Source organism: Bifidobacterium callimiconis (assembly GCF_003952005.1).
Classification (GTDB): domain Bacteria; phylum Actinomycetota; class Actinomycetes; order Actinomycetales; family Bifidobacteriaceae; genus Galliscardovia; species Galliscardovia callimiconis.
In genome coordinates this window covers 174890-198665 of sequence record NZ_QXGJ01000004.1, presented here as the reverse complement: position 1 = coordinate 198665, position 23776 = coordinate 174890, and the positions used below count along the sequence as shown (strand labels likewise).

General features: G+C 64.4%; 19 protein-coding genes and 1 tRNA gene. 18 read left to right on the top strand and 2 right to left on the bottom strand.

The window, feature by feature from the left end; genetic code table 11:
• The first annotated feature begins 20 nt into the window (after positions 1 to 20).
• The 3 genes from D2E23_RS05460 to D2E23_RS05450 all read left to right on the top strand — a co-directional run bounded on the left by D2E23_RS05460 (position 21) and on the right by D2E23_RS05450 (position 3768).
• Positions 21 to 1712 (top strand): hypothetical protein, encoded by a 1692-nt coding sequence (locus tag D2E23_RS05460; protein ID WP_126029968.1) that lies wholly within the window; start codon positions 21 to 23, stop codon positions 1710 to 1712.
• On the top strand, positions 1712 to 2719 hold the full coding sequence (locus D2E23_RS05455; protein WP_126029967.1) for a DUF8094 domain-containing protein: 1008 nt from the start codon (positions 1712 to 1714) through the stop codon (positions 2717 to 2719). Before D2E23_RS05460 ends, D2E23_RS05455 begins: the two co-directional genes overlap by 1 nt.
• A gap of 92 nt (positions 2720 to 2811) precedes the next feature.
• On the top strand, positions 2812 to 3768 hold the full coding sequence (locus D2E23_RS05450) for a tetratricopeptide repeat protein (RefSeq protein WP_126029966.1): 957 nt from the start codon (positions 2812 to 2814) through the stop codon (positions 3766 to 3768).
• A 165-nt stretch (positions 3769 to 3933) separates the two neighbouring features.
• On the opposite strand, the gene D2E23_RS05445 is transcribed toward D2E23_RS05450, so the two are convergent.
• A complete protein-coding gene (locus tag D2E23_RS05445) occupies positions 3934 to 4551 on the bottom strand; it encodes a CYTH domain-containing protein (RefSeq protein ID WP_126029965.1) in 618 nt (205 codons plus the stop codon).
• A gap of 156 nt (positions 4552 to 4707) precedes the next feature.
• Between D2E23_RS05445 and D2E23_RS05440 the strand changes: the two genes are divergently transcribed.
• The 12 genes from D2E23_RS05440 to D2E23_RS05385 all read left to right on the top strand — a co-directional run bounded on the left by D2E23_RS05440 (position 4708) and on the right by D2E23_RS05385 (position 18883).
• Positions 4708 to 6258 (top strand): amino acid ABC transporter substrate-binding protein/permease, encoded by a 1551-nt coding sequence (locus D2E23_RS05440; RefSeq protein WP_240541629.1) that lies wholly within the window; start codon positions 4708 to 4710, stop codon positions 6256 to 6258.
• Positions 6255 to 7052, top strand: coding sequence for an amino acid ABC transporter ATP-binding protein (locus D2E23_RS05435; RefSeq protein ID WP_126029964.1), 798 nt, complete (start codon positions 6255 to 6257; stop codon positions 7050 to 7052). The genes D2E23_RS05440 and D2E23_RS05435 overlap by 4 nt, the downstream gene beginning before the upstream one ends.
• A gap of 332 nt (positions 7053 to 7384) precedes the next feature.
• Positions 7385 to 7457: transfer RNA gene (locus D2E23_RS05430), tRNA-Arg, on the top strand.
• Positions 7458 to 7636: 179 nt separating this feature from the next.
• Entirely contained in the window at positions 7637 to 8038 is a 402-nt protein-coding gene (locus tag D2E23_RS05425; RefSeq protein ID WP_093960629.1) for a Rid family detoxifying hydrolase, read from the top strand.
• A 107-nt stretch (positions 8039 to 8145) separates the two neighbouring features.
• On the top strand, positions 8146 to 8337 hold the full coding sequence (locus tag D2E23_RS05420; protein ID WP_126029963.1) for a hypothetical protein: 192 nt from the start codon (positions 8146 to 8148) through the stop codon (positions 8335 to 8337).
• A 303-nt stretch (positions 8338 to 8640) separates the two neighbouring features.
• Positions 8641 to 9993, top strand: coding sequence for an amino acid permease (locus D2E23_RS05415; RefSeq protein WP_126030023.1), 1353 nt, complete (start codon positions 8641 to 8643; stop codon positions 9991 to 9993).
• Between the two features lie 464 nt (positions 9994 to 10457).
• Positions 10458 to 12236 (top strand): arginine--tRNA ligase, encoded by a 1779-nt coding sequence (gene argS, locus D2E23_RS05410; protein ID WP_126029962.1) that lies wholly within the window; start codon positions 10458 to 10460, stop codon positions 12234 to 12236.
• Between the two features lie 202 nt (positions 12237 to 12438).
• Positions 12439 to 14082, top strand: coding sequence for a diaminopimelate decarboxylase family protein (locus tag D2E23_RS05405; protein WP_126029961.1), 1644 nt, complete (start codon positions 12439 to 12441; stop codon positions 14080 to 14082).
• Positions 14083 to 14270: 188 nt separating this feature from the next.
• A complete protein-coding gene (locus D2E23_RS05400) occupies positions 14271 to 15593 on the top strand; it encodes a homoserine dehydrogenase (RefSeq protein ID WP_126029960.1) in 1323 nt (440 codons plus the stop codon).
• Between the two features lie 64 nt (positions 15594 to 15657).
• Positions 15658 to 16704 (top strand): homoserine kinase, encoded by a 1047-nt coding sequence (thrB, locus tag D2E23_RS05395; RefSeq protein WP_126029959.1) that lies wholly within the window; start codon positions 15658 to 15660, stop codon positions 16702 to 16704.
• Positions 16705 to 16852: 148 nt separating this feature from the next.
• Positions 16853 to 18190, top strand: a complete 1338-nt coding sequence (locus D2E23_RS05390) for a Maf family protein (protein ID WP_126029958.1) — start codon at positions 16853 to 16855, stop codon at positions 18188 to 18190.
• A gap of 36 nt (positions 18191 to 18226) precedes the next feature.
• Positions 18227 to 18883, top strand: a complete 657-nt coding sequence (locus tag D2E23_RS05385; RefSeq protein ID WP_164520694.1) for an HAD family hydrolase — start codon at positions 18227 to 18229, stop codon at positions 18881 to 18883.
• A 259-nt stretch (positions 18884 to 19142) separates the two neighbouring features.
• Here the strand turns inward: D2E23_RS05385 and D2E23_RS05380 are convergent, their stop codons facing one another.
• Complete coding sequence (locus D2E23_RS05380) at positions 19143 to 20084, bottom strand: AEC family transporter (RefSeq protein ID WP_126029956.1); 942 nt, start codon at positions 20082 to 20084, stop codon at positions 19143 to 19145.
• 537 nt (positions 20085 to 20621) lie between these two features.
• On the opposite strand from D2E23_RS05380, the gene D2E23_RS05375 reads away from it, so the two are divergent.
• Genes D2E23_RS05375 through nrdE form a run of 3 tightly spaced genes read left to right on the top strand, consistent with a single transcriptional unit; the run spans position 20622 to position 23553 of the window.
• Positions 20622 to 20864, top strand: coding sequence for a glutaredoxin family protein (locus D2E23_RS05375; RefSeq protein ID WP_126029955.1), 243 nt, complete (start codon positions 20622 to 20624; stop codon positions 20862 to 20864).
• Complete coding sequence (gene nrdI / locus D2E23_RS05370; protein ID WP_126029954.1) at positions 20861 to 21349, top strand: class Ib ribonucleoside-diphosphate reductase assembly flavoprotein NrdI; 489 nt, start codon at positions 20861 to 20863, stop codon at positions 21347 to 21349. Before D2E23_RS05375 ends, nrdI begins: the two co-directional genes overlap by 4 nt.
• Positions 21350 to 21393: 44 nt before the next feature.
• Complete coding sequence (gene nrdE / locus D2E23_RS05365; protein ID WP_126029953.1) at positions 21394 to 23553, top strand: class 1b ribonucleoside-diphosphate reductase subunit alpha; 2160 nt, start codon at positions 21394 to 21396, stop codon at positions 23551 to 23553.
• Positions 23554 to 23776: the final 223 nt, after the last annotated feature.

Here is a 23776-nt window from a genome sequence, read left to right as displayed (position 1 = left end):
CTTGTAGAATGGCAATCAATATGAGTGATACGAACCTGCAGAATCAGGATGACGAATCGTCCAAGGACGTGAAGGGGCCGGCCGAGAAGACGACCGGAGGTCTGGCTGTACCCGAACGTTTCGAGGAACCGTCGATTCCTGAATTGGACCTGTTCAAATTCATGCCGCATCGCGACCAGTCCGATGCGGTCCCCGCCGATACGCAGACCGATACGCAGACGGACGACGGTCATGCGGACGAGGCGCATATGACCGAGGAGACGTCTGCCGTCGACGATGTCGATGATGACACCGATCCCAACGGCTCCGCCGCAGTGAAGGACGATGTGGCCGCCGCCGATGCGGAAACGGAGACGACGGTGATCGCCGGCCCACTCGCTGACGCCTCGTCGAATGCCACTGCCGACGCCGATCCGACGGCCGTTACGGACTCCGGGAATGCCGGGGATGCAACGGCCGATGACACGTCCGACGTCCCGGCCGATGTCCCGGTGGAATCGGAAACCGATGATGCCGCCGTCGCCGATACGGACGACTCCGAAAACGAGGGCGTGGACCCGGACGAGGCCGCCAAGCGCAAGCATCGTCGTCATGTGAGGATCATGCGTGGCGTGGTCACCCCGCTGCTCGGTCTGCTCGCCGTGGCCGCCTTCGTGTTCGGCGGACTCAACGCGACCATCTGGAAGCCGAATCCGCACGTGTCCGTATCAACCGGAACGCTGTCGACGAACTATCTGGTCACCGATCCGGGCGTGCTCGCCCTGGCCGACAACACCGTGGACATCAGCGCCACAGCAGCGTCCGGCGATCAGGTGTGCATCGCCGTCACCTCCGCGCGCGACGCCACCGGCTGGCTGTCCGGGCAGAAATACACGCGCGTGAACGGACTGGATACGTGGCAGAAGTTCACCACGCAGACCTCGTCCACCAAGGATTCCGGCGACACCGGATCCGTCGCGTTCGCCGACTCCGACATGTGGGAGAAGGTCACCTGCGCCAACGACAAGGCGACCCTGCGATGGAAGGGCGACGGCGGCGATCGCGTGATCCTCGTCAGCGCCCAGGGCGCGGATCAGAACGCCAAGACCAAGCTCGACTTCACCATGAGCTGGACGCGCGCCACCGTGCCGAACTTCGCCATGCCGTTCTTCTTCGTGGGCGGTCTGCTCGTCGTGATGGCGATCCTCGCCGCCACGCTGTTCTCGCTCGAAGGCCACCGTCGCCGCAAGAAGAAGACGTTGGAGAACGCGCACGTGACCGCGCTCACCGAAGAGGAGAAGCTCGACCAGGACGGCAAGCCGCACTGGATGCACGCCGGAGCGAAACCGCCGTCGCCGGAACGCAATCGTCGCGAATCCCGCCGCCGTCACCATTCGCACCGCAGGGCGGCCGTGGAGGAGGAACTGCGGGAGGAGGCCGAATCCGAAGGCCCCGAAGTGCTCGACGTGACGTCGGTCAATCTGCTGCAGCAGAGCACGCCCGCGGTGAGCACCGACGAACTGCAGGAATACTTCGCGCGACTCGCAGCGGAAAATGCGGCGAACGCCGAGAACGCCGCGTCGGCATCCGCCGAATCCACTCCGGACGATGCGACGGCCGTGCAGACCGACTCCGCGAATGCCGCTTCGGACACCGATCCCGCGGACGGCGATACCGTGAATGGCGATACCGCCACGACCGAAGACAATACCGACAAGAAGGAGGCCGAGTGATGAGAAAACCCACGATCGTCCGCATCGCCGCGGCCGCACTTACCGTGGCGATGCTGCCCGCGCTCGCCGCATGCAACGAAACCGTACCCAAGGTGACGGCCACCACGTCGTCATCCACCACATCGCCGGTGATGACCGAGGCACAGGAAAAGAAGATCCGCAGCAAGATCCTCGACGTGCTCAAGCAGGCCGACGACTCCAAGGACGCGAACGCGCTCGCCGAACGTGTGGAGGGACCCGAACTCGACGTGCGATCCAGCCAGCTGACCATCGCACAGGCCACTGGCAATCTGGACCCGCACGCCACCATCCCCGACAAGATCAGCCAGACCGTGATCCCCACGGACTCCAGCTGGCCGAGGTCGATCTTCACGATCACCACCACCACCGACGACCAGCAGTCGCAGCGACTGCTCGTCCTCAATCAGGACAGTGCGCGCAGCAACTACAAGCTGTGGGGCCTGGTCCGACTGTTCCAGGGCGCCCAGCTGCCCGCCTTCGAGATCCCCAAGCTCGGATCCAAGATGGGCGACGCCGACGATTCCGGACTGGTGAGCACGCCCGCCGACGCGGTGGCGCACTACGCCGACGTGTTGCAGAACGGCAGCGGCAGCCAGTATGCGGGTGATTTCAACGACGACCAGCTGCGCAGCGATCTGGCCACGCTGACCGCGACCGTGCAGAAGGGCATCGAGGCGAATGCCGGCACCCAGACGCAGACGTTCGCCGTGCAGCCCGACCAGATCAAGGTGATGCGCGCGGCCGGCGGCGGCGATCTTGTGGTGGCGCAGATCAACTCCGAATGGACGCGAACCGCTGGCGAGGGACGCGAGTCGCTGCCCGCCTCCGATGCGGAGAAGGCGCTGTTCGGCGGCGGCACCGCCACCAGCAGCATGAAAGTGACCTACGTGAACGTGGTGGCCCTGTTCGTGCCCAAGTCCGACTCAGGCGAGAAGATCCAGGCCGTGGGCGCCGAACGCCAGCCCGTGAAGGTGGAAGCACAGTAGCGCACTGGACTCGCATTAGACTACGGGTAGATGCTCGTGCCGGACAGGCGGGGGCGAAAGCGGTAACAGGGAATAGTTAACAAGGAGCAGTGATGGCGGATAAGAAGCCGTTCAATCCGGGAATGTCGTTGGCAGGGGCCGTGGATCTTGAGGCCCTCAAGCACAAGGTGGACGCCGAGGCCGGGCAGGCCGGGGGAGCGCCCGCGGCCGGTGGCTATGTGATCGATACCGACGAAAGCACCTTCCAGGCCATGGTGCAGACGTCGGCCACGTTCCCGATCCTCCTGCTGCTGTGGGTGACCGATGACGATCGTTGCTTCGGCATCGCCCGTAAGCTCGGCGAGGCCGTGAACAAGCTCGAAGGCAAGATCCAGCTCTCCCGTATCGACATTGCCAAGAGCCCGACCATCGCGCAGGCGCTGCAGGCCCAGGGTGCCCCGGCGCTGTATGGTCTGATCGGCGGTCGCCCGATGCCGATCCTGCAGGGCGTGCCCTCCGACGCCGAGCTCGACCAGATCGTGGAACAGCTCATTCCGCAGCTCATCCAGATGGCCCAGCAGGCCGGCGTGACCGGCACCGCACCGTACCAGGAAGGTGCCGCCGGCGAGGGCGCCCCAGCCGCTCCGGCGGCCGAAGCCATCCCCGAATCACACGCCAAGGCGCATCAGCTGGCACAGGAGGGCGATTACGCCGGTGCCGCTGCCGAATACGCCAAACTCATGGAAGCCGATCCGCATGATGTGCGCGCGGCCCGCGAGCACGCCAAGGCCCTGCTGCTCGCCCGTTCCGGCTCTGCCGACGTGCGCGTGGTGCGCGCTGCCGCGGCCGAGGCTCCGGACGACGTGGATGCGCAGCTGGCCGTGGCTGATATCGACATGATCGGCGGCCAGATTCAGGATGCGTTCGACCGTCTGCTCGACTTCCTCGCCGGTCACAAGGCCGACGTGGAGCCGGTGCGCAAGCGTCTGCTCGAGTACTTCTCCATCCCCGACGCGAAGGATCCGCGCGTGGCCCGCGCCCGCAGGCGCCTCGCCACGCTGATGTACTGAGGTATCCTTTCGTTCTCCCTCCGAGGGAGGGAGATATCATGACGAATGTCATGACAGAGGGAGGGATCGCGGGCTATCTGGTGCGCAATCCCTCCCTCAGTCACACCGTTCGGTGTGACAGCTCCCTCCCTCGGAGGGAGCACAAATCACATATAGAAGAACGGGCTACTCGTAGCGGTTCTGGCCAAAGAGCTGGGAGTATTGGGCTCCGTCGCGATCCAGCCCGGCGAGGAAATCATCCCGCCAGGTGATGAACGGTCGTGACGCGAGCCCATCGTTGTAGAAACGGTGATCGTCGGTCACTTCGGTCGTGCAGAAACTGGGAATCAGCAGATTCGTCACCGGACTCGAGCGCTCCACCTTCGCTACGATCAGACCGGCATTGTTTGCGCCGAACACGTCGATGTTCCATCCGTCCTCACCGATCCACACACTGTACCGGTTCTTGATGATCGGCGTACCGCCACGCAGTATCATCTCCGCGGCGATATCGGCGTCCACCGTCCGTTCCGCCTCGTATCGCGTGCCGCTCACCGGAGAGCCCAACACGGTGATATACGCCTCACGGAACGCCTCGCGGTACTGCATCAGCGTGGTCAGACCGTCCGTCTGCGACCCCATCGGCACACGTACGCCACGCGCCTGTACGCGCAGACGCAGCGCAAAGCCATCCTGATGCAGGAAATAACTCTGCACCATCAGCAGCGGCGCATCGCCGTCATCGCACTCGGCCGGAAACTCACGGCAGTAGAAACGACGTTCATATTCGAATTCATCCACCATGGCACCATCGTAACGAAAATCAACAGTCAGGAAAAGCCGTAGGCGCAACCGCTGCCGCAACGACAACATCTGTCTTAACTGGCGGAATACCGACGGTAACAGGATGGAAACCGCCCATTGTGTACACTATTGGCGTTTTGTAAAGGAGCTCAATCTATGCATATTGAGAAGAAGATCGGCGCCGTCGTGATGCGGCGCGCTTCGCAGTGGCGAATGATGGTCGGCATGATGCTGGCCCTGCTGCTGTGCGTGGCCGGCCTTGGCTCCCTCGGAGTTTCCACGGCGAACGCCGCCGAAGGTACGGCTACCACCACCGAGAACGTGGAGGCGGTCAAGGGCAAGACCTTCAAGGTCGCCACCGACACCACGTTCGCCCCGTTTGAATTCCGCGATTCCAGCGGACAGATGGTCGGCATCGACATGGACATGCTGAAGGCCATCGCCAAGGACCAGGGCTTTACCGTGGAAATCCAGTCGCTCGGATTCAACGCCGCCCTGCAGGCGCTGTCGTCCGGCCAGGCCGACGGCGTGATCGCCGGCATGTCGATCACCGACGAGCGCAAGGCCGTCTATGATTTCTCCGACCCGTACTTCCAGTCCGGCGTGCAGATGGCCATCGCCAAGAACAACGACGAGATCAAGGGGTACGAGGATCTCAAGGGCAAGACCGTCGTGGCCAAGACGGGTGCCGAAGGTGAGACGTTCGCGAAGGCAAACGCGAAGAAGTACGGCTACACCGTCAAGTCCGTGGATCAGTCGGCCACCATGTACGAAATGGTCAAGTCCGGCAACGCGGACGCCGTGGTCGACGATTACCCGGTGCTCGCCTACGGCATCGCGCAGGGCAACGGACTGAAGACCGTCACCCCCAAGGTTCCCGGCGCCTCCTACGGCTTCGCCGTGAACAAGGGACAGAACGACGACCTGCTCGCCGCGTTCAACACGGGCCTCGCCCACCTGAAGGAATCCGGCGAATACGACAAGATCCTCGCCAAGTACCTCGGCGAGGACGGCACCTCCAGCGCGTCGGCCACCAAATCGGCAAGCACCAAGAAGAGCTTCATCGATCTGGCCGCGGACTCGTTCCCCGCACTGATGACCGGTCTGAAGAACACGCTGCTCATCACCGCGATCTCCTTCGTGATCGCGCTCGTGCTGGGCATCGTGCTCGGCCTGATGCGCGTTTCGCCCAACCCGGTGCTGTCGTGGATCGCCCGCGTGTACGTGGCCGTCTTCCGCGGCACGCCTATTCTGGTGTGGGCGTTCTTCTTCTACTTCGGCATTCCGCAGCTCATCGGCCACAGCATCAACATCTGGGTGGCCGGCGCGCTCACGCTGTCGCTGAACTCCGGCGCGTACCTGGTGGAGATCGTGCGCGGCGCCATCGAATCCGTGAACAAGGGCCAGATGGAGGGCGCCCGTTCGCTCGGCCTCAACTATGGCCAGGCCATGCGCAAGGTGATCCTGCCGCAGGCCGTGAAGATCGGCACCCCCGCCATCATCAACCAGCTGGTCATCATGCTCAAGGACTCCTCGCTGCTGCTGGCCATCGGCTTCGGCGAACTGCTCTACCAGGCCCAGCAGATCTACGCGGCCAACTTCCGCGTCACCGAGACGCTGCTCATGGTCGGCGTGATCTACTTCGTGGCCATCACGCTGCTCACCTGGCTCGCCAATATCGTTGATCGGAGGATGAACAAGCGATGAGTGAAACAACCAACGCGACGAATGCGCAGAACGGTGCCGTGAAGAACGGTGCCGCGCAGAAGTCCGACGTCGTCATCGACGTGAAGAACCTGCGCAAGAGCTTTGGCGGCAACGAGGTGCTCAAGGGCATCAACTGCCAGGTGCACGCGGGTGAGGTCATCTCGATCATCGGCCCGTCCGGCGCCGGCAAATCCACGTTCCTGCGCTGCCTCAACGGTCTCGACACCCCGTCGTCCGGCTCGATCGTGGTGCTCGGCGACGACATCGCCGACCCGAAGACCAACATCGACAAGACGCGCGAGCACATCGGCATGGTGTTCCAGCACTTCAACCTGTTCCCCAACATGACCGTGGCGGAGAACATCACGCTGGCGCCCACGCTGATCAAGAAGGTGCCCGCCGACAAGGCGCGCGCCCGCGCCCTCGAGCTGCTGCGCATGGTGGGACTCGAGGAGAAGGCCGACGCCAATCCCGAATCGCTGTCCGGCGGTCAGAAGCAGCGTGTGGCCATCGCCCGTTCGCTCGCCATGGACCCGCAGATCATGCTGTTCGACGAGGCCACGTCCGCGCTCGACCCGGAGATGGTGGGCGACGTGCTGCAGGTGATCCGCGATCTGGCCGACAAGGGCATGACCATGCTGCTCGTGACGCACGAGATGGCGTTCGCCCGCGAGGTCTCCACGCGCGTGATCTTCACCGACGCCGGCGTGATCGAGGAGGAGGGCACCCCGGAGCAGGTCTTCGGCAATCCGCAGAGCCCGCGACTGCGCTCGTTCCTGTCCAAGGTGCTGTAATCGGGGAGGGGACCCTCCCTCTGTCACTGCTGCGCAGTGACATCTCCCTCCCGGGGAGGGAGAACACGGGGGTTTGAGCTTGGCTCCCCTCAGTCGGCTACGCCGACAGCTCCCCTCGGAGAGGGGAGCCGGGTTTTGGGAGTTTGGGCTTGGCTCCCCTCCGTGGGAGGGGAGCTGGCTGCCGGAGGCAGACTGAGGGGAGGGGCGGCCCCGGAACCTCCGGGTTTGGGTTTGGGGAATTTCCCTTGCCTGTCTTCCCTTCCCAAAGTCCACCTCGCGTGTAAACTAATCACCAGTGCCTGCGGACGGCGGCAATGCCGGCGTGGGAATTCGGGTTCGTAGCTCAGTGGATAGAGCGTCTGTCTCCGGAACAGAAGGTCGTGGGTTCGATCCCCATCGAGCCCACGAACAAGGTCCGTCTCCTCGTGCGAGGGGCGGGCTTTTTGCGTATATGCGGCGTATGTGGCCGTATATCGGGCGATGTCACGGACCGGAGCGTGCCGGGCGCTACGATGGTCGGCAAGTCGCGGTGGTAGATGGGACGCCGGCGCGATATCTATCGTCAATGGTCCAAGGAGGACATCATGGTGGACAAGCTTGAAGAGGTCGCAACCGCATACGCCCCGGCCGCGCTCGGCGCCTACAGCCAGGCGGTGAAGGCGAACGGATTCGTGTTCGTCTCCGGCCAGCTCGGCATCGACCCTCACACCGGCGAGCTGGCGGGCCCCTCCGCCGGTGAGCAGACCGCACAAGCGCTGAAGAATATCAAGCACATCCTCGACGCGGCCGGCAGCGGCATCGAGAACATCGTGCGCGCCACCATCTACATGAAGAACGTCGACGACTTCAAGGAGATCGACGGCGAATACGCCAAGGTGTTCATCGGCTCCGTCAAGCCCGCCCGCGTGGCGTTCGGCGGCAACAACATCCCCAAGGGCGCGCTCGTGGAGATCGACGCCATCGCCGTGCTCAACGACGCCGAGTAAATCGGGGACTTCACCACTGTTCAACGATTCGTTCGCCCCGGGGCGGCCGGTATGACGGCTTCGTCTGCCACGCCGGCCATCCGGGGCGAACGGTCTACAATACGACCATGTTCCTTGTACTGATTGGTGCGCTGGCATGCATCGCGGCGGCAGTGCTGACGTTGGGATTGCGGCTGATGCACACGAAGACGAAGATCCCCGTGTATCCGCTCGGACTCGCGCTCGCCGTGGTGGGCGGCGTGGCCACGGTCGCGTTCGTGTCGATCTTTCTGGTGTACGGCATCTCCGCGCTGGTGTGATTGCGATTCGTGTCGGCGCGCGGACGACCGCGCCGCGTCCGCATTCCCCGCTTCTCCTTCCTGAGCCCTCACATTCCGGATCCACGCACTTAGTGTGATCACACTAACGATTGAAGGCCTGATGCCGATGCGGCACGGGCACTTTGGTTGGGCGGATTACCGTTTTTGGATGGGTTGCGGTAGTCTTCTGGGGTGACGAAAGAAGAGCAGCGCACCACCACGCCGGCCGTGGAATCAAAAACGGCGGCGACGGCCCCCTCAACGGCGGAGCGGGAGCCCGAAGCCACCGGCCTCGAACGCAAGATGGAATCCCGCCACCTGACCATGATCTCGCTCGGTGGCGTGATCGGCACCGGACTGTTCCTGAGCTCCGGATACACGATCCATCAGGCCGGCCCGCTCGGCGCGATCATCGCCTACGGCATCGGATCGCTCCTCGTCTACTTCGTGATGCTGTGCCTCGGCGAGCTGTCCGTGGCCATGCCATACGCCGGCAGCTTCCACCTGTACGCCAACCGATTCATCGGCCCCGGCACCGCGTTCACCATCGCCATCCTCTACTGGCTCAACTGGGCCGTGGCGCTCGCGTCCGAATTCACGGCGGCCGGTCTGCTCATGCAGCGCTGGTTCCCCGGCAGTCCCACATGGATGTGGAGCGCCATCTTCATCGCCGTGGTGTTCGCGCTGAACATCCTGTCCGTGCGGCTGTACGGCGAATCCGAGTTCTGGTTCGCGTCGATCAAGGTGTTCGCCATCGTCGCATTCATCATCATCGGTCTGCTTGCCATCTTCGGCGCGATCCCGATCTCCGGCTACGACTCCGCGCCGCTGTTCGGCAACTTCGTCGCCGATGGCTGGTTCCCCAACGGCATCGCGCCGATCTTCTCCACACTGCTGACCGTGGTGTTCGCGTTCTCCGGCACCGAGGTAGTGGGCGTGGCGGCCGGCGAGACGCGCGATCCCGGCGCGGCGATCCCCAAGGCCGTGCACACCACCGTGCTGCGTCTGGCCATCTTCTTCATCGGCTCGATCGCCGTGATGGCCGCGCTGATCCCGTGGCACAAGTCCGGCGTGGACACCAGCCCGTTCGTACTGGTGTTCCAGTCGATCGGCATGCCGTTCGCCGGTGACGTGATGAACTTCGTGGTGCTCACCGCCGTGCTGTCCGCGGCCAACTCCGGCCTGTACGTGTGCTCGCGCATGGTGTGGTCGCTGGCCAAGGAGCGCATGATCCCGGTCGGCCTCGCCAAGACCAACTTCCGTGGCGTGCCCGTGTTCGCCGTCATGTTCAGCATGGCCGGCAGCCTACTTGCGCTGCTGTCGTCCGTGGTGGCGGCCAGCACCGTGTATCTGGCGCTCGTGGCGGTCTCCGGACTGGCGACTATCGTGGTGTGGGCGTCGGTGGCCGTATGCCAGATCCGATTCCGCAGGCAGTGGACTGCCGAGGGGCACAGCGTGGACGAACTCGGATACCGCGCACCCGGATACCCCTTCGTGCCATGGGCGGCGATCGTGATGTGCGTGCTCGCGCTGGTGCTCGTGGTGCTCGACGATTCGCAGCGCTCCACGCTCTACTACATGATCCCGTTCGTCGGCCTATGCTATGCGTTCTACTATGCCCGCGAGGCGTGGCGGAGAAAGCACGGTGACAAGTAGCCTGCTGGTGGGGGCCGGTGGCGACTTGTGTCTCGGACGGCGTTCGCTCAGTGATGGATCGGGCAATCTGCAAGTTCTGAAGTGATTTTCGGGCATTGCAGACACCAAACTCCAAGTTCTGAAGTCTTCATTCGGCATATTCGCGGTATGGCCGTTGGAATTGCAACGGCTCTACCCCGAGATGGCGGCGTAGATACTTCAGAACTTGGAGATTGGTGTCTGCAGGACTTCGGAATCACTTCAGAACTTGGAGATTGCCACTTTCCGATCGTCATTTCTTGTCCAGGCCGTGAAGAAGCGGGTGAGACGAGGGACGGGCCTGCGAAGGTGAGGATGTTTTCCTGGTCTTGCGGCAAACCGGTCGAGCACCTCATCAGTCAGCCGTCGGCTGACAGCTTCCCCTCGAGGGGAAGCGGAGGCATCGGAGGAGCCGGAAGGTCAGCGCCCTCGGTAGACTTTGAAGAATGAGTCCTGAAGCGCTTAGTGAACTGATTTCCGCAATTGCACACGACCTCGCCGCAGCCGGAACCGCCGGCGAGCTGACCGACGAACTGATTCCCCCGATCGAAAAGATCACCGTCATGCGCCCGAAGGATCGCGCGCACGGCGACTGGGCCAGCAACATCGCCATGCAGCTGGCCAAGAAGGCCGGCATGAAGCCGCGCGATCTGGCCGAACTGTTCGTCCCCGAACTCGAGAAGAACACGGGCATCAAGTCCGTTGAAATCGCCGGCCCCGGCTTTATCAACATCACCCTCGACTCCGCGTCCGCCGCAGGCGTGGTCGACACCGTGCTCGCACAGGGCGCCGACTTCGGCCGTAACGAGCACCTGGCCGGCAAGACCCTCAACCTCGAGTTCGTCTCCGCCAACCCCACCGGCCCGATTCACATCGGCGGCACCCGCTGGGCCGCCGTCGGCGACTCCATGGCCCGCGTGCTCGAGGCCAACGGCGCCAAGGTGGTGCGCGAATACTACTTCAACGACCATGGCGAGCAGATCAACCGCTTCGCCCGCTCCCTCGTGGCCGCCGCCCACGGCGAGGAGACCCCGGCCGACGGCTACAAGGGCGCCTACATCGACGAGATCGCCCAGCGCGTGATCGACGAGGCCAAGGCCGACGGCGTGGACGTGCTCACCCTGCCGCGCGTGACCGCCGAGGACGGCGCCGAGGGCGACTCCGTGCAGCGCGAGGAGTTCCGCAAGCGCGCCGTGCCGATGATGTTCGACGAGATCAAGGACTCCATGAAGGAGTTCCGCGTGAACTTCGACGTGTGGTTCCACGAGAACAGCCTGTACATCGACGGCGAGGTGGAGAAGGCCATCGCCGAGCTGCGCGAGCGCGGCGACATCTACGAGAAGGACGGTGCCACCTGGTTCGCGTCCACCAAGCACGGCGACGACAAGGACCGCGTGATCATCAAGTCCGACGGCAATGCCGCATACTTCGCCGCCGACATCGCCTACTACCGCAACAAGCGTCACCGCATCCTCAACCCGGCCGACGTGGCCATCTACATGCTCGGCGCCGACCATCACGGCTACATCGGCCGCATGATGGCCATGTGCGCCGCGTTCGGCGACGAGCCGGGCGTGAACATGCAGATCCTCATCGGCCAGCTGGTCAACGTGATGAAGGACGGCAAGCCCGTGCGCATGTCCAAGCGCGCCGGCAACGTCGTGACGCTCGACGACCTCGTGGAGGCCGTGGGCGTGGACGCCGCCCGCTACTCGCTGGCCCGCACCGACTACAACCAGAGCGTGGACATCGACCTCGATCTGCTCGCCAGCCACACCAACGAGAACCCGGTGTACTACGTGCAGTACGCGCACGCCCGCAGCTGCAACGTGGACCGCAACGCGGCCGCCGCCGGCGTGACCGTGGACGGCGCCGATCTGGCCCTGCTCGACACCGAGGCCGACGGCGACCTGATCGCCGCGCTCGCCCAGTACCCGAGCATGGTCGCCACCGCCGGCGACGGTCGTGCGCCGCACCGCGTGGCCCACTACCTCGAGGATCTGGCCGGCCGCTACCACAAGTGGTATGCCGCCGAGCGCGTGGCCCCGATGGCCCTGACCGATGCCGAGCAGCGTCTGCCCGAGGCCGAGCGCGCCGCCCTCGAGATCGCCAAGAACCCGGAGCCGGCCCGTGCCGCCGCACGACTGCGCCTCAACGACGCCGCCCGTCAGGTCATCGCCAACGGCCTCGACCTCCTCGGCGTCACCGCTCCGGATCATATGTGATTCCTAGCAGACATCGCTCAATCTGAGGCGAATGCCCAATTCCTCTGGCTCCCCTCGCTGAGGGGAGCCAAAGTATATACGCTCCATTTGGTTTTCCCAGGCGATCATGGACGATGGCCGTACGACCTTCCGGACTTCTGGCAGAATGTGAACGGTATTGTGCATTGGCATGTGCATTCATGCGTTTACGAATGGAGCGACGATGAGCGAGAAGACCGCGGAACAGGAATACGAACTCGGCAAGGGCATCACGCCGATCTGGCCGACGGCCACCACGATCAACGATGACGGGGCCATCGAATTCCATGGCCGCACCGCCGAATCCCTGCTCGACGAATTCGGCTCGCCGCTCTACCTCATCGACACCGACGAGGTCGCAGCCCGCGCCCGCTACTTCGTGCGCGCCGCCGCCGACGCGTTCAACAACTCCACCACGCACGTGAGCTTCGCCGGCAAGGCGTTCCTCTCCAAGCGCGTGGTCCGCGAGGTGATCGACGCCGGCATGCTCGTCGACACCTGCACCATGGGCGAGATGCGCATCGCGCTCGCCGCCGGAGCCCCCGGCCGTCGCCTCGTGCTGCACGGTAACAACAAGTCCGACGCCGAGATCGAACTGGCCGTGGAGAACGGCTTCGCCAAGATCGTCATCGACTCGGCCGACGAACCCGCCCGCATCGCCGAGATCGCCCACCGCCTCGGCAAGCGCGCCAAGGTGATGCTGCGCGTCACGTCCGGCATCCACGCCGGCGGTCACGAATACATCTCCACCGCGCACGAGGACCAGAAGTTCGGCGTGCCGCTGCTGCCCGCCGGCGCGGACACGTCGTCGCTCGGCGTGCTCGACGATCTGGGCGACGTCACCCCGGCCGCCACGAACGCGCGCCTGTCCAACGCTGCGAACGGCGATGCTGCCGAAAACGCTGCCGATAACACCGCCGCCGGAAAGCCGGAACGCGAACTGCGCTACGACGTCAAATACCCGTACGATCTGAGCCACGAGGAGGTCTCCGACGCCGACAAGGCACTCGCCGCCGCCATGACCACCGTGGCCGACGGCCCCGCGCTCGCCGTGCTCAAGGACATCCTCGCGCACTCCGAGGATTTGGAGCTCGTGGGCATCCATTCGCACATCGGCTCCAACATCCACGACGCCGATGCGTTCATCCAGGCCGCCAAGCGCATGATGCTGCTGCGTAAGACCTTCTACGCCACCGACGCGTACACGCTGCCCGAGGTCGATCTCGGCGGCGGCTACTCCGTGGCCTACACCGACGGCGAGGATTCCATGGACGTGCGTGTGGAGCTCAAGCGCCTCGCCGACGCCGTCGTCGCCGTCAACCGCGCGCTCGGCATGCCCGCCCCGTCGATCAGCTTCGAACCCGGTCGCTGGATCGTGGCGCCGGCCGGCGTGACCCTGTACCGCGTGGGTACCGTGAAGCCCGTGAAGCTCGCGGATGCCAAGGATTCCGCCGGCAATCCGATTCACGAGCGCGTGTACGTGTCCGTGGACGGCGGCATGAGCGACAACATCCGTCCGGCGCTGTACGGCGCCGACTACACGGCCCGTCTGGCCAACCGCAAGGGTTCCGCCGAAACTATGCTCGCGCGCGTGGTGGGCATGCACTGCGAGTCCGGCGACATCGTGGTGCACGAGGTGAGGCTTCCCGCCGACACGCATCGCGGCGATATCCTCGCCGTGCCGGTGACCGGCGCGTACGGCCGTACGATGGCCAGCAACTACAACCAGGCGCTCATCCCCGCCGTGGTGGGCGTGGGCGAATCCGGCGCGAGCGTGATGATCCGCCGCCAGACCGTTGACGACCTGCTGGAGCTCGATCAGGACTGACCGTCTCCGAGCCGATCCGGCGGACTGACCGGACCGACCGTAACGGCCACGTCGTGCCGCCTCCCTCCGATGAGTCTGACGAGGGAGGCGGCTTGGTAATACGGCCTGTCGCTTTGCACCTTTAGGATTATGTAGGTTGTATCTGTTGCAAGCGGCGGTCAACGCCCGTGTTGGGAAGGACAATACCAATGGCACATACTGCAGAGAACACTGCAAACCCGATTCGCGTGGCGCTGCTGGGCGCCGGCACGGTCGGCTCGGCCACCGCCCGTCTGATCGTTGAACAGAACGAGGAGCTTGCCCAGCGCATCGGCCGTCCGCTTGAGCTTGTGGGCGTGGCCTGCCTCGATCCGGACGAGGTGAACGTGCCGTGGATCGACAAGTCCCTGCTCACCACCGACACCGCCGATCTGTGCACCAAGGCCGACATCGTCATCGAACTCATCGGCGGCACGACCGCCGCCCGCACCTTCGTGATGAAGGCCATCGAATCCGGCGCCTCCGTGGTCACCGCCAACAAGGCGCTCATCGCCAAGTACGGTCCGGAGATCTACGCCGCGGCCGAGGCCAAGGGCGTGGACTTCTACTTCGAGGCCGCCGTGGCCGGTGCCATCCCGATCGTCCGCCCGCTGCGCGAATCCATGGTGGGCGACAAGATCACCAGCATCATGGGCATCGTCAACGGCACCACCAACTACATTCTTGACGAGATGACCACCAAGGGTCTCGACTTCGACGTGGCGCTCAAGGATGCGCAGGCCAAGGGCTATGCCGAGGCCGATCCGACCGGCGACATCGAGGGTGAGGACGCCGCCAACAAGGCCGCCATCATGGCCTCCCTCGCCTTCCACACCGACGTGCGCATCGACGACGTGAACGTGGAGGGCATCACCAAGATCACCGCCGACGACATCGCCGCGGCCACCGCCGAGAACAAGGTCATCAAGCTGCTCGCCGTGTGCGAGAACACCGAGGCCGGCATCTCCGCCCGCGTGTACCCGGCGCTGATCCCGAACGAGCATCCGCTGGCCAGCGTGCGTGGCAGCTTCAACGCCGTGTTCGTCAAGGCCGAGGCCGCCGACGATCTCATGTTCTACGGTCGTGGCGCCGGCGGCGACCCCACCGCCTCCGCCGTGGTGGGCGACGTGGTCACCGAGGCCCGTCACATCACCCACGGCTGCACCGGTCCGGTCATCCCCATGTACGCCGACCTGCCTAAGGCTCCGCTCAACGCCTCCCGTTCCGCGTTCGCCGTGCGCTTCGTGATCCACGACAAGCCGGGCACGCTGGCCGCCATCGCCGAGGAGTTCGCCAAGCGCGGCCTGTCGATCAACGGCGTGAACCAGGATCTCAAGCCCACCCTGCACGAGCCGGGATACAGCGGCGAGCTGCAGCAGCTGCGTCTGGTCACCCACCTGTGCGACGAGGTGACGCTGCGCGAGGCCGTGGACGCCGTGACCGAGCTCGACTTCGTCTCCGGTGAGGCCACCATCCTTCGCGTGATGGACTGAGCGATCGTCTCCGCGGTATAGCAATCGCGTTATAGCAAGATCAACAAGGTCTGTAAGGAGCATTATGAAGTTCGCCGCCGATGCCGTGCGCGTAACGGTCCCCGCCACCAGTGCCAATCTGGGCCCCGGTTTCGATGCCGTGGGTCTGGCGTTGGACGTGCGTGACGAGCTGACGTTCACGCTGTCGCCGTCGCTGGAATCGTCGATCGAGATCCATGGCGAGGGGGAGAACACGCTGCCGCGTGACGAGTCGCATCTGGTGATGCGCACGTTCCGCCGTACGCTCGACGAGCTCGGCCTGCCGCAGGCCGGCGTGAAACTCGTGGCGAACAACCGCATCCCGCAGGAGCGTGGCATGGGCTCGTCCGCCGAGGCGATCGTGGCGGGCGTGTCCGCGGCCGTGGCGTTCGCCGGCTACGGCGACGAGGAGCGCGACTTCATCTTCGACCTGGCCGCGCACATCGAGGGCCATCCCGACAACGTGGCGCCCGCCGTGTACGGCGGTATGACCGTGTCGTGGGACTTCGAGCCCAAGACCGAGGTGCCGCTGGTGGACGCGCCGAACGCCAAGCCGTCGAACGTGGTGCCCGTCGAGGCCGACCGTGCGATCTTCCCCGACGCCGCCGAACCGTTCAAGGGCGGCTACCACACCGTGAACTATCCGGTGGGGGAGAGCATCAACGCCTGGGTGTTCGTGCCGGACTTCAAGCTCTCCACCGAGGAGGCCCGCAAGGCCCTGCCGTATGAGGTGCCGCGTGCCGACGCCCTGTTCAACGTGTCTCGCGTGGCCCTGCTGCCCGCGGCCCTGAGCGGCGCCTCCGGCCGCGACACGAACTCGCTGCTGTTCAGCGCCACCGGCGACACGCTCCACCAGCACTACCGCAGCGCGCTCATGCCCGGCTCGTGGGAACTCATGACCTTCCTGCGCGCGCACGGCTATGCGTCCACGATCTCCGGCGCCGGCCCCTGCGTGCTCGTATTGCACGAGGGCGACGCCACCGAGGCGATCACCGAGCTGATCCACGACCAGTTCCTGGCAAGCGGTCGTTGGCGCATGCTGCATCCGGCGATCGACCGCAAGGGCGTGCAGTTCGGTCCTGTGGAGTTGTGAGCCGAAGCGTGACGATAGGTGCGGTCGTACGTGCTGTATGCACGGTACGTGCCGCACGTATGCGGTTCGTGTTCCGTGATCTTGTTTATGAGCCCTTGATCGGCAATCCGATCGGGGCTCCCCGTATCTTCTGGAAAGTTGGTGTCTGTTGTCGATTCCGGTGATTCTCGCGTCCCAATCCAAGGCGCGACGAGACGTGTTGTTCCACGCGGGTATTCGCCCGACGATTCGCGTATCCCATGTGGACGAGGCCGCGGTGATCGTGAATACGGCCGCGCAGCAGGGCATCGACCCGGACTCCATGACCACGGAGGAGCGCGTGCCGCTGCTGGCGCGTGCCAAGGCCGCGGCCGTGTACCGCGACTACATCGCCATCTCCGCCGCCGCGGTGGCCGCCGTGGGCGAGGAGCACGTCTCTCGTCCGCTGACCGACGGGTTCGGCAGCATCGCGTCCGTCACGCCGATCCACGACGCGATCGACGCCGAGGAGGGCATGGCCAATCGTGCCGTGGGTCCGCTGATCATCGGCTGCGACTCCATGTTCGAACTCGACGGCGTGCCGTACGGCAAGCCGCACACCGTGGCGCATGCGCGCGAACGACTGGCGCTCATGCGCGGCCGCACCGGCACGCTGTGGACCGGCCACTGCGTGATCGACGCGGCCACCGGCTCCATGATCAGCCGGGCCAGCCACGCCGAGGTCACGTTCGCCAACTACTCCGACGAGGACATCGAACGCTACATCGCCACCGGCGAACCCCTTGAGGTGGCCGGCTCGTTCACGCTCGACGGCTTCGGCGGTGCGTTCATCGACGGCATCCAGGGCGATCCGAGCGGCATCATCGGCCTGAGCCTGCCGCTCACCCGTCAGCTGGTCGAGGAGCTGGGCATCAGCTGGACCGACCTGTGGAACCTGAACCGCGACGAGCAGCAGGGCACCGGCTACGGCAGCGGCAAAGCCGTGGACCCCAAGGCGCCGCGCGACAACGTGAACCAGCCCGGCGACGGGTTCATCGACTGCGTGTGCGGTCGCAAGCACTGGGGATTGAACGGCGCGTCCGGCGTGCTGCTGTGCCGTCGCGACCCGGAGACCGGCGAGATCACCGACGTGCTCATGCAGCACCGCGCGCTGTGGAGCGCCGAAGGCGGCACGTGGGGCATTCCCGGCGGCGCCACGGCGGACGGCGAAAGCCCGCTCGAAGGCGCGCTGCGCGAAAGCTTCGAGGAGGCGAACATCCATCCCGAGGACATCGCCGTGGTCGGCTCCTATGTGGAGGACCATGGCCCGTGGGGCTACACCACCGTGTTCGCGTTCGAAAAGCCCGGGCATACGGTGGAGCCGCGTGCGAACGACGACGAGAGCCTGGAGATCGCATGGGTGCCGTTCGAGAAGGTGGGCTCGCTCAAGCTGCTCACCGCCATGCAGAACGACTGGCCGCGCTTCGAGGAGCGTCTCAAGCGCATCGCCGCCGAATACGAACGGTAGGCCATGGTCACCATGATGCCTGTGATAACGAGGCCGTTGCCCAAGGCGGTGCTGTGGGACCTGGACGGTACGCTGGTGGATTCCGACCCGTTGTGGACGGCGGCCGAGAGGGAATGCGTGATCGCGCATGGCGGCACATGGACCGATTCCGTGGCCGATCCGCTGGCCGGCGCTGCGCTGACCACCTGCGCGCGGGTGTTGCGCGAGGCCGGCGTGCTATTGCCGGACGAGGCGATTATCCACGAACTTGTCAACAGCGTTGTGCGCAAGTATGGGGATAGTGTGCCGTGGGTGCCGGGAGCCGTGGAACTGCTGACCGCGTTGCGCGACGCCGGCGTGCCGTCGGTGCTGGTCACCGGGTCGCCGCACGCGCTGGCCGATCGTGTGATCGAGGCGGCTCCGGCGGGTGCGTTCGTGGGCTGCGTGACCGGAGACGACGACGTGCGTGACAAGCCCGATCCGGAACCGTACGAACGCGGGGCATCGCTGGCCGGCGTGAAACCGGGGGAGTGCCTGGCGTTCGAGGATTCGCCGACCGGCCTCGCCGCGGCTGTTGCCGCGGGAACGCAGGCGGTGACGGTGAAGGCGCATGCGCGCACCGTCGTGCCGGATGCCGACGATCATCTCACCATCGGCGCGCTCGCCGACGTACAGGTGCATGCGGATCGGCTGGAGCTGTCCACGGGCGAGTGATGCGGGGTGAATGGGGCCGATCCCTCCTGCGTACGTCATGTCCCCACTGACTGGCGCGGGCATGGACCGAGCCGATCCCTCCCTCAGTCGGCTACGCCGACAGCTCCCTCCCTTGGAGGGAGCACGAGCTTTTCCCCATGTTCTCCCTCCTTGGGAGGGAGATGTCACGGCATAAGCCGTGACAGAGGGAGGGCTGAAGCCCGAGACGCTCCGGTAACAGAGGAATGAACATCAAAATGCCCTCTGCGCACCATCCCGCTTAGCTGAGGATCGCCGCGATGATGGCGATGAAGATCGGGCTGGTCATCGTGGACAGCAGAATGCCGTCGCGCGCGAACGTAAGACCCACGTTGTACCGGGCCGCATAGTTGTACACGTTCTGGCCGGTCGGCAGCGCGGCGAGCACCACGCACGCATACAGCGTGGCCCCGCGGAATCCCATCACGAAGTAGGCGAGCAGGAACGCGATGATCGGCATCACAATGTTCTTCAGAATCGCCACGGTGAAGATCGCCGGACGGTCGCCCTTCTGCTGCAGCGGCTTGGTGCCGTGCAGGGACATGCCAAACGCCATCAGGATCATCGGCACCGCGGAATCGCCGATCATATCGATCGGATCGAACAGATAGTTCGGCAGGAACCAGCCGGTCTTCGCATGCACGGCCGACAGCACGATGCCCAGCAGCGATCCGATCAGCAGCGGCTGGTGCAGCGGCTGCTTCGCGATCTCCTTGACCGACACCTTGCCCTTGGTCGTCACGTCGAGCACCGTCAGACCGACCGGCGTGAACACGGCCTGCTGCATCACCAGAATCGGCGCCACCAGCGCCGGATTGCCAAGAATGTACGTGGCGATCGGCAGACCGATGTTGTTCGAATTCAGATACAGCGAATTCAGTGCGCCGATCGTCGCGTCGGCCGCCTTGAGATGGAAGAACAGCCGGTTGAGCACGACGAAGACCACGCCCACGATGGCCGCCGAGAAGAACGCGACGATGATCGACGAATGAAAGATCTCGAAAATCGGTTCCTTCGACAGGATCGCGAACATCAGACACGGGCTGGACACGAAGAAGCTGAACCGATTCAGCACCATCTGCGCCTGTGGTCCGCCGATGCGCATACGTGCGGCCACATACCCCACGCCGATCACGATGCCGATGACGCAGAAACCCTCCATGGCACTCAACAAGCCAGGCATGTCGCTCCCCTCGATTGGTAACCCGTCAATACTGCCACAGTTCCCGTACTAGATGCCGTATGTTTCGGAGTATGAGCGAGACGATGGGGCATGGATCGGTCTGAGGACGGCTGTGTCCGGTGCTTGCCGGAGCGAGTCACCTCATCCGTCGGCTGCGCCGACACCTTCCCCTCAAGGGGAAGGCGGCATATCGTCTTATGAAGCTATTAGGGAAAACCTGCCTTCCCCTCGAGGGGAAGGTGGCAGCCGAAGGCTGACGGATGAGGTGCATCGCAGAAAAGTCCCCGACCCACGCACTGTTTTCTTCCGAGTGTGAGCTATGCCTCGTTGTGGGATGTGTCACGATTTCTTTGTCGGTGAACGCCGTCGGAACGGTTCGACGGTCCGTGCCGCCTAGTGCCGTCGCGATTTATAGGATCTATATCTAGTGGCGACACGCTGATTTGGTGACTAGATGTAGTGGTTTACGTGGTCTGATGGTGATGTAGTCTTGGGGAACGCAACAACGAAACGCAGGCCAGAACGACGGAGGATCCCATGCCCATCACGGTATTCACCAAACCGCATTGCCCACAGTGCGACGCCACCAAGCGCCAGTTCGACAAGCTCGGCCTGCCGTACGAAACCGTGGACCTGAGCAAGAACCCATCCACACTCGAGCAGCTGCACGAGGCCGGCTTCCGTCAGGCGCCCGTCGTGATCACCCCCGTCGACTCGTGGAGCGGATACCGGCCGGACCTGATCCGCGCCTACGCCAAGCAGACGGCGGTCCACGCATGAGCGTCGCGGCCGATGCCGCTGACATCGCCGGCGCAGCCGAACCTACCGACACGCCGGACCCCAACGGAGCGGTCGTCTACTTCTCATCCGCATCCGGCAATACGCAACGATTCGTGGAAAACTGCCGACTCGACGACATCGGCATCAACACCTACCGCATCCCATTGCGCGCCAACGAGCCCGCGCTCGCCGTACGCGAACCATACGTACTGATCGTGCCCACCTACGGCGGGGGAGACGTGCGCAAAGCCGTGCCGATCCAAGTCAAACGATTCCTCAACGATCCCGACAACCGCAGCTGGATCCGCGGCGTCATCGCCTCCGGCAACACCAACTTCGGCGAAGCGTACGCTGCCGCCGGACGCATCGTATCCGCCAAATGCCAGGTGCCACTGCTGTTCACCTTCGAACTCATGGGCACGTCCGAAGACGTAGACAAGACCCGCAGCGGACTCGCCCGATTCTTCGCCGGCATCAACCCGTAAACCCCGCGATCACAAGACCGCAACCGCAACAAGGACCGCAAACCATGACCACCTACGATCCCTCAGCCGACTACCATGCGCTCAACGCGCAGCTCAACCTCTACGACGCCGACGGCCGCATCCAGTTCAGCAAAGACAAGGAAGCCGAACGCGCATACGTGACCACGGAGATCGAACCGCACACACGCCGCTTCACCTCCACGCGCGAGCGCCTCGAATACCTCATCACCAACGACTACTACGACGCCGACGTGTTCGACCGCTACACGCCCGAATTCCTCGACGCGTTCTACGATCGCGCGGCCGCCGCCGGATACGAGTTCGAAACGTTCCTCGGCGCGTTCAAGTTCTTCCGCTCCTACGCCCTGAAATCGTTCGACGGCAAGGAATACCTCGAAGACTTCCCACAGCGTTGCGCCGCCGTGGCATTGAGCCTCGCCGCCGGCGACGAGAACGTGGCGACCTCATACCTCGACGACATGCTCTCCGGACGCTTCCAACCGGCCACGCCCACATTCCTCAACCTCGGCAAGGCGCAGCGCGGCGAACCCGTCAGCTGCTTCCTCGTACGCATCGAAGACAACATGGAATCGATCTCCCGCGGCATCAACGCCGCCCTGCAGCTCAGCAAGCGCGGCGGCGGCGTAGCCCTGCTGCTCAGCAACCTGCGCGAACTCGGCGCACCGATCAAACACATCGAAAACCAGTCCAGCGGCGTCGTGCCCGTCATGAAGCTCCTCGAAGACAGCTTCTCCTACGCCAACCAGCTCGGCGCCAGGCAAGGCGCAGGCGCGGTATACCTGAGCGCCCACCACCCCGACATCCTGCGCTTCCTCGACACCAAGCGCGAAAACGCCGACGAAAAGATCCGCATCAAATCCCTCGCCCTGGGCGTCGTCGTGCCAGACATCACGTTCGAACTCGCCAAGCGCAAGGAAAAAATGGCGCTGTTCAGCCCCTACGACGTAGAACGCGTCACCGGCAAGCCGTTCGCCGACGTGCCGATCAGCGAAAACTACGACAGGCTCGTGGCCGACGACCGCATTCGCAAGACCTACATCGACACCAGAAAGTTCTTCACCACCCTCGCCGAACTCCAATTCGAATCCGGCTACCCGTACATCGTGTTCGAAGACACCGTCAATCGCGCCAACCCGATCGACGGTCGCGTCACCATGTCGAACCTGTGCTCCGAAATCCTGCAGGTACAGGAGCCGAGCACCTACAACGACGACCTCAGCTACGCCCACGTCGGCCGCGACATCTCCTGCAACCTTGGCTCGCTCAACATCGCCAAAGCCATGGATGGCGGCCTCGTCTCCACCGTGGAAACCGCCGTGCGCGCCCTCACCGCCGTCGCCGAACACACCAGCATCGACTCCGTCCCCTCCATCCGCCGCGCCAACGAAGAAGGCCACGCCATCGGCCTCGGCCAAATGAACCTCCACGGCTTCCTCGCCCGCGAAGGCATCACATACGGCAGCGACGAAGCCCTCGACTTCACCGACGTCTACTTCATGACCGTCGCCTACCACGCCTACCGAGCCTCCCACGCGCTCGCCGTGGAACGCGGCCGCGCATTCGTCGGATTCGAACGATCCGCCTACGCCAAGCCGGCAGGCCAGGGCAACTACTTCGACAAGTACACCGGACAAGGCGAATACGCCGACGGACACTACGTCCCCGGGCCGAAGACCGACCGCGTGCGCGCGCTATTCGACCACTACAACATTGCCGTACCGACCGCCAGCGACTGGGCCGCACTACGCGACGCCATCCTCGCCGACGGCATCTACAACCAAAACCTCCAAGCCGTCCCACCCACCGGATCCATCTCCTACATCAACCACAGCACCTCATCCATCCACCCCATCGTCTCCCCAATCGAAATCCGCAAAGAAGGCAAACTCGGCCGCGTCTACTCCCCCGCGCCATACATGACCAACGACAACCTGCCGTTGTTCCGCGACGCCTACGACACCGGCTGGAAGGCCATCATCGACACCTACGCCGCCGCCACCCCCCACGTGGATCAAGGCCTTTCCCTCACCCTCTTCTTCCCCGACACCGCCACCACCCGCGACGTCAACAAGGCCCAGATCTACGCCTGGCGCAAAGGCATCAAGACGCTCTACTACATCCGCATACGGCAGAGGGCGCTTTCCGGCACCGAAGTCTCCGGTTGCGTCTCCTGCACCCTCTGACGGCGCGTCGTCGGCGTTGCTCCAGACTCGACGTACCTTCGTACGCCTTCGTCTGGTGCGCCTTGACGCCGCGCGCGTCAGAGGGTGCAGGATGGTCTCAGGTTCAGAATCCTGGGAGTTGAGGTCCTTCGGTCCGGATAGCCGGGGCTCCTTCGGTCGGGGAGTTGGGGGCGTCGAGCTTGGGAGCTGGAGGCTGGATTTGGGGTCCTTCGGTCCGGGAGTC